Origin of the sequence: Acetobacter nitrogenifigens DSM 23921 = NBRC 105050 (assembly GCF_000429165.1) — a bacterium.
Lineage (GTDB): Bacteria > Pseudomonadota > Alphaproteobacteria > Acetobacterales > Acetobacteraceae > Acetobacter > Acetobacter nitrogenifigens.
Map to the genome: position 1 here is coordinate 407,751 of NZ_AUBI01000002.1, position 15,795 is coordinate 423,545.

General features: G+C 60.5%; 14 protein-coding genes and 1 tRNA gene. 10 read left to right on the plus strand and 5 right to left on the minus strand.

Annotated features, from left to right (window positions below):
- Positions 1 to 126: 126 nt before the first annotated feature.
- Complete coding sequence (locus G442_RS0104715; RefSeq protein ID WP_246789329.1) at positions 127 to 870, minus strand: protein-L-isoaspartate O-methyltransferase family protein; 744 nt, start codon at positions 868 to 870, stop codon at positions 127 to 129.
- Positions 871 to 1,034: 164 nt separating this feature from the next.
- Between G442_RS0104715 and G442_RS0104720 the strand changes: the two genes are divergently transcribed.
- Positions 1,035 to 1,108, plus strand: a tRNA-Cys gene (locus G442_RS0104720).
- Between the two features lie 290 nt (positions 1,109 to 1,398).
- Here G442_RS0104720 and G442_RS0104725 read toward each other — a convergent pair.
- Together G442_RS0104725 and G442_RS0104730 are read right to left on the minus strand one after the other, a co-directional pair.
- Positions 1,399 to 2,385, minus strand: a complete 987-nt coding sequence (locus tag G442_RS0104725; RefSeq protein WP_026397060.1) for a glucokinase — start codon at positions 2,383 to 2,385, stop codon at positions 1,399 to 1,401.
- A 139-nt stretch (positions 2,386 to 2,524) separates the two neighbouring features.
- Positions 2,525 to 3,346: an SDR family NAD(P)-dependent oxidoreductase gene (locus tag G442_RS0104730; protein WP_084440363.1), complete on the minus strand. Its 822-nt coding sequence runs from the start codon at positions 3,344 to 3,346 to the stop codon at positions 2,525 to 2,527.
- A 131-nt stretch (positions 3,347 to 3,477) separates the two neighbouring features.
- Here G442_RS0104730 and G442_RS0104735 point away from each other — a divergent pair, with 131 nt between their 5' ends.
- The 9 genes from G442_RS0104735 to G442_RS0104775 all read left to right on the plus strand — a co-directional run bounded on the left by G442_RS0104735 (position 3,478) and on the right by G442_RS0104775 (position 14,265).
- A complete protein-coding gene (locus tag G442_RS0104735) occupies positions 3,478 to 4,650 on the plus strand; it encodes a GNAT family N-acetyltransferase (protein WP_026397062.1) in 1,173 nt (390 codons plus the stop codon).
- 187 nt (positions 4,651 to 4,837) lie between these two features.
- Positions 4,838 to 6,886, plus strand: a complete 2,049-nt coding sequence (locus tag G442_RS0104740; RefSeq protein ID WP_246791228.1) for an FUSC family protein — start codon at positions 4,838 to 4,840, stop codon at positions 6,884 to 6,886.
- On the plus strand, positions 6,886 to 7,086 hold the full coding sequence (locus G442_RS0104745; RefSeq protein WP_026397064.1) for a DUF1656 domain-containing protein: 201 nt from the start codon (positions 6,886 to 6,888) through the stop codon (positions 7,084 to 7,086). Before G442_RS0104740 ends, G442_RS0104745 begins: the two co-directional genes overlap by 1 nt.
- A gap of 128 nt (positions 7,087 to 7,214) precedes the next feature.
- On the plus strand, positions 7,215 to 8,171 hold the full coding sequence (locus tag G442_RS0104750) for an efflux RND transporter periplasmic adaptor subunit (RefSeq protein ID WP_026397065.1): 957 nt from the start codon (positions 7,215 to 7,217) through the stop codon (positions 8,169 to 8,171).
- 511 nt (positions 8,172 to 8,682) lie between these two features.
- Complete coding sequence (locus G442_RS20905) at positions 8,683 to 8,949, plus strand: YtcA family lipoprotein (protein WP_035376159.1); 267 nt, start codon at positions 8,683 to 8,685, stop codon at positions 8,947 to 8,949.
- Between the two features lie 2 nt (positions 8,950 to 8,951).
- Positions 8,952 to 10,001: a multidrug transporter subunit MdtN gene (gene mdtN / locus G442_RS0104760; RefSeq protein ID WP_026397066.1), complete on the plus strand. Its 1,050-nt coding sequence runs from the start codon at positions 8,952 to 8,954 to the stop codon at positions 9,999 to 10,001.
- Complete coding sequence (locus tag G442_RS0104765; RefSeq protein ID WP_026397067.1) at positions 9,982 to 11,823, plus strand: FUSC family protein; 1,842 nt, start codon at positions 9,982 to 9,984, stop codon at positions 11,821 to 11,823. Before mdtN ends, G442_RS0104765 begins: the two co-directional genes overlap by 20 nt.
- Positions 11,820 to 13,454: a TolC family protein gene (locus tag G442_RS0104770; protein ID WP_026397068.1), complete on the plus strand. Its 1,635-nt coding sequence runs from the start codon at positions 11,820 to 11,822 to the stop codon at positions 13,452 to 13,454. Before G442_RS0104765 ends, G442_RS0104770 begins: the two co-directional genes overlap by 4 nt.
- A gap of 253 nt (positions 13,455 to 13,707) precedes the next feature.
- Positions 13,708 to 14,265 carry a YceI family protein gene (locus G442_RS0104775; protein WP_026397069.1) on the plus strand — a complete coding sequence of 186 codons (558 nt, stop codon included), beginning with the start codon at positions 13,708 to 13,710 and terminating at the stop codon, positions 14,263 to 14,265.
- Between the two features lie 350 nt (positions 14,266 to 14,615).
- On the opposite strand, the gene G442_RS0104780 is transcribed toward G442_RS0104775, so the two are convergent.
- Both G442_RS0104780 and G442_RS25535 read right to left on the minus strand, forming a co-directional pair.
- Positions 14,616 to 15,254, minus strand: coding sequence for a glutathione S-transferase (locus G442_RS0104780; protein ID WP_026397070.1), 639 nt, complete (start codon positions 15,252 to 15,254; stop codon positions 14,616 to 14,618).
- 158 nt (positions 15,255 to 15,412) lie between these two features.
- Positions 15,413 to 15,795, minus strand: a 383-nt coding sequence (locus G442_RS25535) for a putative quinol monooxygenase (RefSeq protein ID WP_051291917.1), incomplete at its 5' end; no start/stop codon positions are given.

Genomic DNA, 15,795 nt, shown 5'->3' on the forward strand with positions numbered 1-15,795 from the left:
AAAACACTTATGCCACGTTATATTTTGATACTCCACTCATGAACTTAACAGCGTCTTGCTATCGCCCGGCAATCTGAAAAAACGCATCCGCACGAAAAGTCGGAGCCCCGAACGCTTCGGACCTGCTCAAAATGAAAAGACCGGCTTCGGCAGCAACTCCCGCAGCAGCGGCGCCGGAGCGTCGAACTGCAGGCGAATCGCCCATGCGCTTTCGCCATGCGAAATGATCGGCCGCCCGCCATTCGCGGCGCTCCCCTTGGGCGCCGAGCGATCCAGCTCTGCAACGAACGCCGACGACGCGCCGCCGTCGCGCGACAGCAACCCGACGACACGCCCTCCTGGCGCCAGTTGCGCCACACAGAAACCCGGAATTTCCTGAACGCCGCCATCTATGAGGATCAGGTCAAACGGTGCGTCTGCCGCCCCCCCGGACTCGAGCGGTCCGTGGCGCCACACGACGCCCGGCGCGACATCGGATGTGAAGGCTTCGCCAACCGCGCACAAATCGGGATCGGATTCGACTGCAATGACGCGCCCGCCCAGATGCGACGCGAGCGCCGCCAGATAACCCGTCCCTGCGGCGACGACCAGAATACGCTCTTCGTTCACGATTCCCGCCGCTTGCGTCAGGCGCGCGGCGATCATGGGCTGCAGCAGATAACGTCCTTCGGTCAGGGGCAGCGTACGGTCGGCGTAGGCGAATTGACGCTCGGCGTCCGGTGCGCACCGTTCGCGTGGCAGAGTGCGCATCGCCGCCAATATGCGCGGATCGTCCACCTCGATCGGTCGGACCTGATCGTCCACCATAAGCGAACGCGCCGCATCGAAATCGATGTGCGGGGCGCCCGTCCCGGCGTTGCGCGCGGCCACAATCGTTTGTCCTTCGCTCTCACTCATCTTGCGCCCCAGAACCTCAATAACAGCACTGCCGATCGACCGTCCGCACGGCGCAGCGACCCTGCAAACCATTATGACTTCACAGACCGGCTTGACCAGCGATGCCTCGCTGGTGGATATAGCGCAACCCCATACGGGGTCCGGTGGCAGAATGGTGATGCAGCGGACTGCAAATCCGCGAATGTGGGTTCGATTCCCGCCCGGACCTCCACAATGGGCGTTTCTCCAAATTGTGGATCACGGCGCGACTGCCTGTCCGTAGAGCGCTGCCTGCCAGCCGTTTCCATGAAGGGCTGCGCAACCGGGCATAGGTCTGGCGATCAGGCCTTCGCCCGAGCCCCGACCTGTTACGCCGATCGCCCCAGCTGCAACTTAAGCTTCAAGAAGGCTGGCCCGCGCGAACCTGCGCCGTCCATGGCACAAGACGACGAAGCTTCCCTATTGATGCGAGCTACCGTCCCTGACGCGGCTGCATCGGCGGTCGCACGTCCCATAACAGCATCAGGTCGCCTGCGCCGCTTCGTCCAGACGACGGGCCAGAGCGGAGGCCGCGCCAAACAGCCCCGGTTCCGGGTAGCGGATCATGCGAACCGGGATGCGCCGCAACATCGTTTCGAATCGTCCCTTCGCCACGAATCGCTCGGCGAAATCGGAGGATGGCAGGACATTCATAAGGCGCTTGCCCAATCCACCCGCGATGACCACGCCACTCGCGCAATGCGCCAGCGCCATGTCGCCAGCGAAAGCACCCAACGCACGGCAAAATCGGGTCATGCCCTCGACCGCGAGTCGGTCGTGACCTTCGAGAGCGAGCGTCCAGATCTGTCGATCATCGAGCCCATGCAACGAATCCCCCCGCTCTTCCGCCAGACTGGCGCAAATCGGGATGATGCCCGGACCGGAGATGACGCGCTCGGCGGAAACTCGTCCGTGGACGGCCCTGAGCTTGTCCAGAAGCCTGTCCTCGAACGCGTCAAAGGGCGCAAAACCGATATGCCCTCCCTCCGCGCCGCACACGAGGACGCGCCCGTCCCGGCGAATGATCGACGCGGTTCCAAGCCCTGTGCCAGGTCCGATGGCTACGATCGTGCCCTCGCTTGGCAGTGGCCGATCCGGCCCGCTCAGATGAGGAAGGCATGAAGCGTCGAGGCTGGCGACCGCATGAGCCACAGCCTCAAAGTCATTCACCAGCAGCGGCTCTTCGACGCCCAATTCGTCGGGTAATGTCGCCCGAGTGATGATCCAGGGGCTGTTCGCCATCGTCAGGACTTCGCCCTGCACCGGGCAGGCGAGAGCGAGCGCCGCCTGCTTCGGCAACGGGCGACCATGACGCTCCTGGAAGGCGCGCCAGGCCGAACCGAGGCTGTCGTGGTCACGCACAGGGAGCGTCACGGGCTCCGAGAGTTCCAGCACGGCGCCGTCCGCAATCGTGGCCACGGCGAAGCGGGCGTTGGTTCCGCCAATGTCTGCGGTTACAATTTCGCTCACGTCCAGTCCCCTAACTTCCAGATTTTTCCGCTGCCATCCGAATGGCGCGGCCTGCGCGCCTTACCTGCGCTACCCGGGCGCTCATTGAGTTTTGGAGCTCTAACGCGCAGTTCTTTGCACGGTTGGCTGGCATAGCCGCCTACGCCTGTTGATCTGCTTTCAAACGTCGCATGAGCGCGTCCGCGAGGGGGCGCGGCGTAATCTGGTCAATGCGACGCAGCAGACGGAAAGGCCACGGGAAGACAAGCTCCGCGCGGCCAGCGCCCAGCGCCTTCGCAATACGTCGCGCGGCATCGTCCGCCGACACCAGAAAAGGACGCGGCCCTATGAGTTTGCGACTCATGGCCGTGTCGACGAATCCCGGCGCGATCAACGTGACCCGCACACCAAGCGGCGCGAGAGCAATCCGGGCCGAACTGGCGAATCGCGCCAACCCGGCCTTCGATCCGCCGTATCCGGCCGCAAATGGCACATCATGAAACGCGCCGACGGAACCGATCAGGCCGATTGATCCGCCGCCACGCTTCCTCATGCGCTCGGCCGCCGCCATGGTGAGAGCCGCAGGCGTCGCATAATTCACCACGCCCAGCCTGAACACCGCTTCGGCGCGCTCGACCTGATCCGAGGCTCTCTTCATGTCTCCCAGTCCAGCCGAGAGCGCCACCAGATCAAACGGCGTCGCCGCGTCGTCTTCGCGAAACGCAGCCAGCGCCGCTACGCCGTCCGCCAGGTCCACAGCCCGCGTCAGAACCGTCGCTCCGCCCGCCCGACATGCCGCAGCGACTTCGCCAAGCCGCGCCTCATCACGTCCCCAAAGCATAAGGGTGCGATGCGGCGCCGCGTAAAAACGAGCCAACGCTGCGCCTATGCCGCTCGAAGCGCCGGTGATAAGGATCGCCCGGACGGAAGGTCGATGTGTGTAAAATCCCGCTCCAGCGAGCTTACGGACGATACGGCGCATGACCCTCGGCAAGATTTTGTTACACAAGGTTACGTCTCGGCTTATTTCGTTTGCAGGCGTTTCCATGCGATCAGCGTCCCGCCCAAGGGGCCTTTCGCGTAAGGGGCGCTACGCGCTTAGAGGGAGATGTCATGACCCAGCCGGCGCGCCTTGTCATCAGTCCAGTTTCCGGATTTCGCGCGTTGTCCACGTTCGTGCGGCTGCCACGTCGAATCTATGCAGGCATGGCGGGGTACGCGCCGCCACTGGACATGGAACAACGCGATCTGCTCGACCCGAAGCGGTCGGCTTTTTTCTCGCACGGCAAAGCCCAGTATTTTCTGGCGTTACGCGACGGGAAGCCCGTTGGTCGCATTTCCGCGCAGATCGACGATCTGATCGGCCAGACATCGGCGGCGACGGGCCTGTCAACAGACACAGGTTTTTTCGGCGCGCTGGACGCCGCGAGTCCTGAAATCGTCCCCCCATTGCTCGACGCGGCGGCGAACTGGCTCCGCGCACAGGGCCGGACGCGAATGCTTGGCCCCTGGACGCTGAACAGTAACGGGGAATACGGCCTTATGATCGACGGGCAGACAGCGCCCCCGATGATCATGATGCCCTGGCATCCGAAGGAACTGGGCGCCGCAGTCGAATCCGCTGGCATGACCAAGGCGATGGACGTTCTGTCCTACGACATGCAGGTCGGCCCCGAAGCCGAAGAGGCGCATATCATACCGCGCGGACTTCGCGTGGGCGAAGGGCGCCTGGGCGATCTTTCGGTGCGCCAGCTCAACCGCCGCGAAATTTCGCGTGACGGCGATATCCTGCGCCAGCTGTACAACGATACATGGCGCGACACGTGGGGCTTCATTCCGTACGCGGATACGGAAATGAAAGCCATGATCCACCAGATCAAGCCGATCCTCCGTGACGAGCTGTTCGTACTGGTCGAGCGCGCCGGAGAACCGATGGCGGTGGCTCTGGTGATCCCCAACCTTTTCGACATCGCAGGGGACCTCGGCGGCGCACCTTCGCCTTTCGGCTGGGCGCGCCTCGGCAAACGCCTGCTGCGTCACGAATTCCACTCTGCGCGCGTCATCCTCCTTGGCGTCAACCGCGCCGTAGTCGGCACGGCCCTCGGCTCTCTGCTGCCGGGCCTCGTAATTGCCGAGTTGATGAAGCGGGGCCGAACTCTTCCATATCGCCGGATCGAGTTGGGCTGGGTTCTGGAGACGAACCAGCCGATGCGCCGCCTGATCGAACGCATCGTTCCCGAGCCCTCCAAGCGTCACCGCGTCTACACGCGTGACCTTACCGCCTGATCTCTATCTGCGCTGCGTCGGGCGAATAGCATGATCCAGCCCGACGCAGACCGAGCCTTGTTTTGTCATTTGGCCTGACGCCCGAAGGGTCCGATACAAAAAAGGCGGCGGACGATCCGCGCTACAGGCGGAAGGCGGGCGGGCAGTGGGCGCTGTTGAGGAAACAACGGGCAGGCGCATTCGGGGCTTGAAAGATTTTTTCTGGGTCCCGAGTTTTTTGCATACGCTGTTCCCGCCGGGCGCATTCGCGTTCTGCCTGCGCACATGGCTTTCCGTTTCACTCGCGCTCGCGGCAGCGCTCTGGTTCCAGATATCCTCGCCCGCCACAGCCGCGGTCACGGTGATGATTCTCGCCCAACCCCTGCGAGGACAAACGCTCTCCAAAGCGCTTTATCGACTGCTTGGAACACTTATCGGGGCCTTTGTCGCCCTGTTTCTGACCGCGTGCTTCAGTCAGGATCGCGCCGTGTTACTAGGCTGCACCGGCCTGTGGCTGGGCCTGTGCTGCGTCGTCGGAACTCTGGAGCGAGATTTCCGGGCCTACGCCGCGATGCTGGCGGGTTATACCGTCGCCCTGATCGCCATTGGCTGCATAGACTCGCCGCAGGACGCGTTCGCGGTGACCGTCAACCGCGTATCCGCGATCCTGATTGGCATCGCGGCGACGGCAGCCGTCAATGACGTGATCGGTGCGCCTACAGCATGGAACAAGCTGGTTTCGGGGCTGGAGGCTACAGCGCGTGAAGCACAGATGATCGCACGGAATGCGGTCCTCGGGCACTCCATACCCGACGCCGTCACTTGCGCCGAGTTGGCTGGACGCATCATGGCGCTCACCACGCAGGTCTCCTACGCCCGCACCGAAATCGGGGACGGCCGCGTACGGCTCGCAGGCGCCCGGTCGGCCATGGTGTCGTTGATGGAAATGCTGAGCCGCAGCCGCGCCATTGGCTATGCTCTTGAAGAGGGGCACGTTTCCCCATCCATGATCAAGGATGTTCGGGCGGTATTCGAAAGCGCGTCCTGCCCGGACTCCCCGCCCGCTGCGATGAAAGCGCTGGAAGGGCTGCTGGAGCGGCCGCGACGGTCGTCGGAGGGAGTGGCGGAAGAACTGACAATAGAAGACGCATGGTTCGCGGAATGCTCCATGGCGCTTCTGTCCTTCTGGCGATGGGCCGAAGACGGGGTCTGCACAGTCCGCGACGGCTCTGCGACGCGCAATCCGGCTCCTGATTTTCCGATCGCCGGGCACCGGGACGTCATCATGGCCCTGCTCAACGGTCTGCGTCTGCTCATCGGCTTCAGTCTTTCCGCATGGTTGTGCATTCTTTCCGGCATACCCGGCAGCGTCGCCGCCCTGTCCCAGGCGTCGATCATCATCATGCTCGCCGCCACCACCTACAATGTCCGCGCCTTCGGAATGGGAGCGCTGATCGGCACGCCCCTGGCTGTAGCAGTTGCGGCGTTTCTGAATTTCTTCGTGCTTACGCGCGGGTCCGAAATGACGTTTCTCGCACTCGCGTCTGCGCCCGTCGTCTTTGGCGGCTGCCTGCTGCTGCTTCAGCCGAAGACATCGGCGATCGGCCTGAACGCCGGCGTCTTTTTCTTCGTCATGCTTGGCGTCAGCAACAAGCAAGAATTCAATCCCGCAGACTTCGTAAACAGGAACGTGTTCTATATCCTTGCGGCGTTGCTGATTTTCGTGGCCCTGACGCTGTTGTTGCCTCCGTCTGCGCGCTCACGGAGGTTTCGCGTTGCTATGGCCATCGGCTTCACGCTGCGCTCGCAGTGCGTCGGGCATGACAGGCAGGCAGGCTCCGTACTGATCAGCAGGAATTACGATCGGTTGGCGCATATCCTTCTGTGGAACAGCTATCTCCCGAAATCCCTTTCGCAGGTGCGTGTTCTTTCCAGAATGGCGGAACTCGAGGACCTTGCCGCAGCTCTGGCGCGTGCACGACGCCATCTTGGGCGGGCCGCGACGATCGCCACGATACGCGCCGAATGCGACGCAGCGATGCGCGCCACAGAAATATCCTGCTGCAAAGAAGGAATTTCTCTCATGCGAGCATCCGCCGAGCGGCTTCTCTCCCGATCGGGGGAACTATCCGGTGGAGAAATGACCACAGTCGTCGGGGCGGTGTCGGGCATGACAGGATCGATCATGTTGCTGCAACGAAACCGATCCGCCATAAATTTTTATAAAATACTTCCAAAATCCCGGAGCGCTGTGTGATGGAAATTCCATCGGTTCTGGATATGGACGGTCTCCTGGTATCGTCATTTCTCCTTCATGTCGGACTCGCCGTGGTGACGATGCTTGCCCTGCGCCCACTGATCGCGAAAACTCGACTGGAGCGATTCGTGTGGAATATTCCCTTGGCGGAGTTTGGTCTGCTGATCATCCTGACCGGGGTTTATTCCCTCGCCCTGTGACTCCCTGGCCCCAATAGCGCGCCGATCCAGAACAGCTGTCGCGGTGAAAAGTATAATGCTTATGACACGTCACTCTTCATACACATCCACTGCCCGTATTTTCTCCATGCCAGCAGGAATCTCTGGACATGTTTGACAGGGCGCGCCTTACAATCAAAGTCATCACCACAACGATAATTCTGGCCATTGCGATGGTCACGGCGTTCGTTCTCTGGGATTACTACACTGCGGCGCCATGGACGCGGAACGGTCAGGTGCGCGCGCAGGTCGCCAATATCGCCCCCCGCGTCTCGGGCCAGATCATCGCTGTGCATGTCAAAGACAATCAGGTCGTTCATGCCGGAGACGTACTCTACGACATTGACCCGTTCGACTTCCAGGTGGCGGTCGCCACCGCTACGGCCGTATCGCAACAGCGACAGGCCGACATGGTTCTGAAAACAGCCCAGCATGAACGCCGCACGCATCTTACGGATGCAGCCGCATCCCGTGAAGAAAAGCAAGTATACGAAGCGACCGCACAAGTAGCCCGCGCGCAATACGCCGAAGCCCTGGCAAGCCTGTCTCAAGCGAAGATCAACCTCGACCGCACGCATGTCCGCAGCACTGTCACCGGCACCGTGAATAACCTGATCATGCGTGACGGTGATTTCGCAACAGCAGGCGTCCCCAACGTCACGGTCATTGATTCATCGTCTTACTGGGTTGACGGCTATTTCGAGGAAACCAAGATCAGTTCGGTAAACATCAACGACCCGGTGCGCATTGATCTTATGGGCTTCCGTTCACCGCTCCGGGGACATGTCGTGAGCATCACGCGCGGCATCGCGACATCGAACGCTGGAGCCGGCGTGCAGGGTCTACCCAGCGTCGACCCGGTTTACACCTGGGTCCGCCTGGCCCAGCGCATCCCCGTACGAATTCGGATAGACACCATACCTGCGAACGTCACACTTGCTGCAGGGATGACCGCCACCGTGACAATCGTCGACAGCAAGGGGCGCCGAGCCCACGACACAATTCAGGACGTATTTGATCGTCTCCACGATGACGTATTCGGCATCGGGTCCGGTTCCCGGCGTTGATGCTGGAAATGGCAGGCTCTGTCGGACCTTGATCCAATCTTCGCCAGAGGCGAGATAAAAGATAACTTGGAATGAAGCGGCGTTCATTTCGTCTCGATTTGCGACGGAGCGCCAGTTCCTGCATATGCTCCCAGAGGTTTTCCACCACATGGCGGCTCCGACATACCCATTGCGGACAGACGACGGCGGCAATGTGACGCTTGGACGGGGTCGCTGGTCAAGCCCTCGGAATACAGATATGCGCCTAGAAGGCAGTCGGGACGTCGAATGCCACTGACGACCCTCCGTAGTTCGCGATGCAGTTCCAAGCCCAATCTGTACCACCGGCATATGCACAGCAAGCGCCTACGGCAACCGAGCATTCCTCCTCGTCACATCGCCATGCGCGCAAACCTCTCTCCCAAGAGAACGCCAACCGCAATAAGAAAAGATTTTTTGCTAACAGAACCACACATCGTTACCTTCGTTACCTCGTTACCCTTCAGAGTGGAGAAGGCAGATCGTCAACATCATGTCGCGCCCGTCTCCTCTCTCGGCAACCCCGCTCCTGCTCCTCGCCGGGTGCTCCACAGACGCCGCCCCTTCCTTCTCGCTGGCAGGGGCATATTTCCCTGACTGGATGATGTGCGCCATGTTCGGCGTCGCGTCAGCCGTTGGGCTGCGCGTTATCTTCGTGGTGACAAAGATTGACTCGATTTTGCGGTTCCGCCTGTTCACCTACAGCGCCCTCGGCGTCATCGTGGCCTTGTCCATCTGGCTGATCTGGTTCGGTCCCTGATTATGAAACGCGTCCATCTTTCAAGCGGCAAACCCGTCGGAATCGGCATCGCCGTTCTCTGTATTGCAGCCGCAACGTTGCTGGGAATGCATGTTGCACACGAAGACAACGCCCACCCGTCCTCGGACAGCGGCGTTATCGACGCCGAATTCGTCCACATCGCCACCACGGTCGGGGGCCGGCTGGTGGAGCTGCCGGTGCACGTAAACCAGCATGTCCATAAGGGCGATCTGCTGTACCGTCTCGACCCCGAACCCTACGAACTGACGGTTCGGCAGGCGGAAGCCAATCTGGCGCTGGCTCGGGCAGAAGTGGAGAATCAAAAACGTCTTGTCGCCGTAAAGACCGCCAACTCCATCGTCGCTCAGGACCAGACCACGCGCGCACAGACCAATCGCGACCTCGCCGCGCGTACGGTGGAACGTCTATCCCCCCTGGCGAACCACGCTTATATTCCATGGCAGCAATACGATCAGGCGCGCGTGGCTCTTCATGATGCGGAGGTATCTCTGAAGCAGGCGAATCAGCAATCCGCCGCCGCGCAGGTCGCTATCGGAGACCTGAAAAGCTCGCTCGCGGCAGAAGCGGCCAATCAGGCGGCCCTTGATCACGCACGCTATGAACTGCGACAAACTGTCGTCGTTGCACCCACGGATGGTTACGTCACGAGCCTGCAAGTCCTTCCTGGTGAAATTCTTGCCCCATCACAGGTTCTTTTCACTCTCATTGCAGACGATGCATGGTTTGCCATCGCGAATATCCGCGAAGTCAATCTGAGCGTTATACGTCCCGGCGACTGCGCGACAGTTTATTCCATGATCGACCGAAACGCGTCGATCCGTGGCCACGTCGAAAGCATTGGCTGGGGCGTTCTATCAGCCGACACCGCAGGCATAGCGCGCGCGCTTCCGCTTGTTCCCCGAGAGATGGACTGGGTGCATGTCGCGCAACGTTTTCCGGTCAGGGTGAGGCTCGACCACGCCGACCCTGCCCTTCTTCGTCTGGGAGCGACCGCCACCGTCGAGATCCGACATGGCGCCGCCTGTCGATAGGGCGCCCGACATGGGGCCCTATGCCGACGTCACGCCGCGCGGTCAGTTCGTCCTGCCGACAGGACCGTCCACGCGACGTCTGTGGCGCCTTATATGCAATCCTGCGCCGGGCCGCATGGGCTACGCCCTGCGCATGGCGGCCGGCTGTACGACGACCGTTCTGATCGGTGAAATCTGGCAAATCCCGGAACTCGCCGTCCCGACCCTCGTCACCATGGCTCTCTGGCAAGAAGACCGCACCACAAACGCCATCGCCGGGGTCGGCGTTAATCTGTTGATTCTGGTACTTTTGGCTCTGGTTTACGGAATCATCCGCATTACGCTGGATCATCCGCTGGGCATCGTCATTGCCGTCGCGCTGCTTTCGTGTGGATTTTTCTTTCTGGGGTCAGCGAGCAAACTCAAACCGGTCGCATACATGCTTGGCCTGATCGTCGTCTATGCGATGATCGCAGTCGATCAGGTTCCTGTCGGCGAACTGGCGACACGCGCCCTGCTTTACGCCGACCTGTTCACGCTCGCACCCGGTGTTGTAATGGTCGTGCTTGGACTGCTGATCTGTCCGTCTCCCAAAGCGCTCCTGACCCGACGTATCGCTGCGCGCCTGCGCATGAGCGCAGCGCTGCTTGCAGCCCCCGATCCCCTTCTGCTGGAACGCGCCGACGACATGATGCGCGAAGGCATGTCTGGCATGGCGAAGAATGTGAAAATGGCGCGGCTCGAGAAAATCTGGCGCGCAAACGATCTGGCGGCGCTGGAGCAGGCCGCGCGCAGCAGCGTCGCTCTGCTTATTCTCGCCCGCGCCCACGCAAGCCGTAGCGACGACGATGGTTCTCTGAAAGATCTGGCGCCGACCATGCAAGAAATGGCGATCATTTTTGAGGGCGGCGATTATCCAATCGACATTCCCTCCCCAACACGGATTGGCCAGACGAGCCATGACGCCATGGTCGACATTCTTTCCTCTTTCACAAATCCCGCTCCGTCTCACTCTCCGGCTCCTCAACCCGAAGGGAACGGCTTCTTCTTTGCGGACGCATTCACCAACCCCGAGCATGTGCGCTTCGCCGTCAAGGGAACGGCCGCCGTCATGTTCAGCTATTTCGTGTTCAAGATACTAAACTGGCAGGGCATTCATACCAGCATCATCACCTGCTTCATCGTCGCCCAACCGACGATGGGTGAAATGATTTCAAAACTCTCATTGCGTATTTCGGGCGCGCTGGTCGGAGCCACGCTGGGCATTCTGTCGATCGTGTTCGTTATGCCCCATCTCCACAACGTTGTCGCTTTTCTGCTCCTTATTTTCATCGGATCTCTGATCGGCGCTTGGGTAAAAACAGGAGACGCACGCATTGCTTATGCCGGTTTTCAGATCGGCCTTGCGTTCTTCCTGTCTGACCTCAAGGACTATGGCCCAACGACCGACATGACCACCGCGCGCGATCGTATCGTCGGCATCATGCTCGGCAATCTGATCACCTACGCGATGTTCACAAGCTTCTGGCCCAGCAGCGCCTATCAAAAAATTCCGAAACGTCTGGACGCCATGTTCGCAGCGTTGCGGCGTCAGATTGCGGCGCGCACGGAACCAGACCGGATGCTCTGCGCCGCAGACGCCCAGACGGCCCTGTCCGCCGCCGAACGCGTATTTGAGAACGCCACCGTCGAGCCAGCGCATATGCGCGCCCAGATGGACAGGCTTGCGCAATATCATGACATCCTGAGCAAGGCCGCCGAGCTGACGGCGGACACGCTGCTGTCTCCCGCGTCGCCGGACCTCACCACGCGCCTTGTCGCGCTGGAAGCCCATACTCCATGAAGGCTCTGTATTTTCGCTCCATGGCCAGCGTCACGCTCTGCTGCCTTGGCGCATGCGCCACGGACGCTCTCCAGACTGCCCCGGCGCACCCCGACGCCCCCTGGAAACCCAACGTCTCCCAAAGCGGAGAAATCCTGCCGGGACGAGAACACGCACAGGGCCTGACGCTGCCGCCCGGCTTCGCGCTTCCAGCCAACACGGCCATTCACCCGCGGGACGCCTCTCCAGACATCACAGCAAACCGCGCCTACTCGCTGGTCGATCTCATTGATATCGCGCAATCGGCCAATCCATTCACCCGCAGGGCATGGAACACCGCGCGCGACAGCGCTCTGGCGGTCGGAATTGCGCGCAGCAGCTATCTGCCTCGCCTCAGCGCCACGGTGGTAGGGGGCTACAACCACACGCGCAACAATGGGGCCAACCCATCCATCAGCAATGGCGGCGTTATCGGCGACGCATTTAACACTGGTGCGAGCGACCTGCGTAACCTGACCAATGGCGTACGCAACAACACCTCCGGCAGCGGCGAAGTCCAGACACTGAGCATTGAGTGGCTGCTGTTCGATTTCGGCAAGCGCGAGGCGACCATCGACGCGGCGCAGCAGGCACAAATCGCCAGCAACATCCTGTTCACGGCCGCCCATCAGAAGGTCATCTACGGCGTCTCTCTGGCGTTCTACACACATGCCGCAGCAGCAGCCCGCGTCATCTTGATCCGCGAGGCGCTGGACAATGCGCGGCAGGTCCAGAAAGCGGCCGAAGCCCGGCTGAAGCAGGGCCAGGGCACGATCGTCGACGTCACCCAAACGCAGCAGGCGACCGCGCAGGCGGAACTTCGTCTGGTTCAGGCCGAGGGCGAGGTAGAGAACCGTTACCTTGACCTCATGACCGCCATGGGCGTGTCGCCCGACACCCGGCTGCAGACACAGGATATTTCCAACCGCCCTCTGGCCCTTTCCGACATGCGCATGACCGACGCCATGGTGCGGCAGGCCGTTTCCCGCAGACCAGACGTTCTGGCCGCCTACGCGACCGTCCGCTCGGCGCAGAGTCGCGTCGCCGCCGCAAAGGCTGAGTTCCTGCCGAAAATTTTCCTCACCGGAAACGTCGCTTACAGTACGGGCGGCCTTTCGTTGTCCTCGGTTCCGGGCGTTGGATCCGACTCCTCCCCGACGCTCAACCTGTCCACCAATAATTTCAGCAGCCTGATCCTGGGCGGCATTACCGTGCCGATTTTCGATGGCGGCACGCGCGCCGCGCTCGTCCGACAAGCACAGAACCAATCGGACACCGCCAGCGTAACCCTGCGCCAGACCATCGACGACTCCGTCCGGCAAATCGTGGCCGCACAGAACAGCCTGCGCACCAGCCTTAGCGCCTACGCAGCGTCAGACCGGCTGCAAACGGCCGCGAGCACGACATTCGACGCCGCCTTCACCGCCTATCGCAGCGGCGTCGGCTCGGTCACCCAGGCGTCTTTGGCCCAGAATGGTCTCTTCGACGCCCGTCTGACACGATCGGACGCCTATTACGCGGCGCTGATCTCCGCCGCCAGCCTCGCGTTCGCGGCAGGCGCGCTCGGCAACGCGGAGGATGTTCCCATGGCTTCGTCTATGGGAGCGCCATAGCGGCCCGGGGACAACCATATCGATCCTGATGTCAGCGACGACGCATGAACCGGGCCAGCGAGCCATATGGTGCGCATTCGAACCAAACTGCTCATAAGCTGGAAGCGCTTCCAGATTGGTTTCACCTCAGCGCATGCGCCTCGGCCGTTAATCCATGAACGGCCCGTGGACAGAAAAGCGATCAACGTTGCGAAATTCCTTCTTTCGCCATGAAAACGCGGCATCTTTCAGACCTCACGCGCGTTGACGCCGCATGAAACACGCTCTGTCCACACTCTTTCTCCTGTGCGCCAGCCCGATCCTCGTTCCGATCGCGAACGCAGCCCCCCAGCACGTTACGCTGACGCCTTCGAACACGCAGGCGACGCTGCACGCGAAAAGCGCCGTCACTGACATCGATGGATCGTTCGAGAAACTTGGCGGGAGTGTGACTTACAACCTGACTGACCAGACCTGCCACGTTGATCTTACGATGGACGTCAATTCCATCAAGGTCGGCAGCGCCGTTCTGCGCACAGTGATGCTGTCAGGGCTGATGCTTGACGGCGACGATCATCCCGCCATGCATTATGTTGGCGACTGCCAACCAACGATCCACAATGGTAAAGTGCGTACGCAACTGGTCGGTTCGCTTACCATGAGGGGGCAAACCCACCCACTGACCTTCGATGTTAATATGGTTTTCCAGAAAAACACGTTGACGAAGATCGCGAGCGCCACAACTTTCGATCAACGCCAGTGGGGTTTGAGCACAATGCTGAATACCGTCGATCCTCATGTTCGCACCGAAACAGTCATTACGCTGAATTGACGCCGGGCCGAACACGGCGTCCTGCGAGCGAACAATTTACTGGAAGAGATCGGGTCTGGCCCAAAAACCGGTGGCATGCAGTTATTCATGCATGAAATTTTCCCTCACCACACAATAAGGTAAAAATAGAGAATAATAACAAAATTTCGCGTTTGTTAAATTCACCGAGGCTTCAACAGCCGGGTTTTTGACGCGAACCGGGAGCACCACCGCCGTAAAAATATCGGTTTTGAGATACAACAATGCCGCGCCAGCGCTTCTCTCAATTATATGCCCAACCTCGGCTTCACCAGTCCCCACCAGCACCCGGAAGCCGCGAACGAAGCGTTCTTGAATAAGCGATTCTTATACTATGCTTTAATTTCTAGTTGTTTTTTGACACTAGGGCGCTCTTTCATTTTCTCGTGCCAGGCAAGCAGGGCGGTGCATTCTTCGGGAACGGGCAACTCCACGATGGCGGCGAAGATCAGGCCGCCCACGAGGGTGATATCGGCCATCGAGAATTTCTCGCCAGCGACAAACGGGCGCTCTCGCAGGACGGAATCGAAATAGCGCATGCCCCTCAGGGCCCTGTCCCGTTGCCTCAAACCCCATTCGTTATTCTGGTAGAGTTCCACATCCGGCCCAAGGCCCGGCGTCGCATGGTGGAAATAGACGCTGACCGCATCCATCACCTCCAGCTCGACGCGCTTGTTCATCATGTGGATCTCCCCCTTTTCGCGGGGCGTGTTCCCGGTCAAAATCGGATTTCCATCAAGATTATCAAGATATTCGGTGATGGCCGTGCATTCGGCGATGAACGTCCCATCGTCGAGCTCCAGCACCGGCAGGGTGCCCGAGTAGTTCTTCTTCAGGAAGCCCGCCATCTTGTGCTCCCCCTTCCAAAGATCGACCTTTTCGAACGTGATTCTGGATTCCATATCCTTCTCGGTCAGGGCCATACGAACGCGAGCCGGATAAGGCCCCGTGGGCCAGTCATAAATCTTCATATTGTTCTCCCATAGAAGCCCGCACGCACAGGCGGCAGGGCCAAAAATCACAACAACGCGTCGCGCCAGGTCAGATAGGTCGAGCGTCACGGTATGATCGTAGAAATTGCGCCGTGACCGCCTCGCCGCAAAAAAGATTCACGCGATCGCGGGAAAATTCAGCCGGAAACCACCTTCTTCCCAAACATCACATCATATTTTCCAAACATAACGTCGAGGCGGTACAAATGCGCCGGATAGGCGAGCATGTCCGCCAGTTCGGCCGACCTGAGAAAGTTTCGTCCCCCGGGTCCAACGCCGTGAGCATTGCGAGCCGCGGTATCCGGGAACGCCTCGAAAATCCCGAACGTCGTCTCGGAAAAACGGCACCCGAACCACGGGCCGGTTCCAGGCTCCTGCTCTACGCCAGCGAGAATGTCGCTCAGGAACTGCTCGACCAGATCGCCCTTCCCGGGCTTGGCTTCGAGATTGATATAATAGGCTTTTGGGCCCGCAGTATCGTCATACCCGCTCCGAACCCACCCGGGATGCACGTCCATAG

Coding starts and splice junctions, on each gene's coding strand:
- G442_RS0104745 (WP_026397064.1), top strand. CDS start 6,886: ATGGAAATTCCATCGGTTCTGGATATGGACGGTCTCCTGGTATCGTCA.
- G442_RS0104780 (WP_026397070.1), bottom strand. CDS start 15,254: ATGAAGATTTATGACTGGCCCACGGGGCCTTATCCGGCTCGCGTTCGT.
- G442_RS20905 (WP_035376159.1), top strand. CDS start 8,683: ATGTCGCGCCCGTCTCCTCTCTCGGCAACCCCGCTCCTGCTCCTCGCC.
- G442_RS0104750 (WP_026397065.1), top strand. CDS start 7,215: ATGTTTGACAGGGCGCGCCTTACAATCAAAGTCATCACCACAACGATA.
- G442_RS0104770 (WP_026397068.1), top strand. CDS start 11,820: ATGAAGGCTCTGTATTTTCGCTCCATGGCCAGCGTCACGCTCTGCTGC.
- G442_RS0104765 (WP_026397067.1), top strand. CDS start 9,982: ATGGCGCCGCCTGTCGATAGGGCGCCCGACATGGGGCCCTATGCCGAC.
- G442_RS0104735 (WP_026397062.1), top strand. CDS start 3,478: ATGACCCAGCCGGCGCGCCTTGTCATCAGTCCAGTTTCCGGATTTCGC.
- G442_RS0104775 (WP_026397069.1), top strand. CDS start 13,708: ATGAAACACGCTCTGTCCACACTCTTTCTCCTGTGCGCCAGCCCGATC.
- G442_RS0104730 (WP_084440363.1), bottom strand. CDS start 3,346: ATGCGCCGTATCGTCCGTAAGCTCGCTGGAGCGGGATTTTACACACAT.
- mdtN (WP_026397066.1), top strand. CDS start 8,952: ATGAAACGCGTCCATCTTTCAAGCGGCAAACCCGTCGGAATCGGCATC.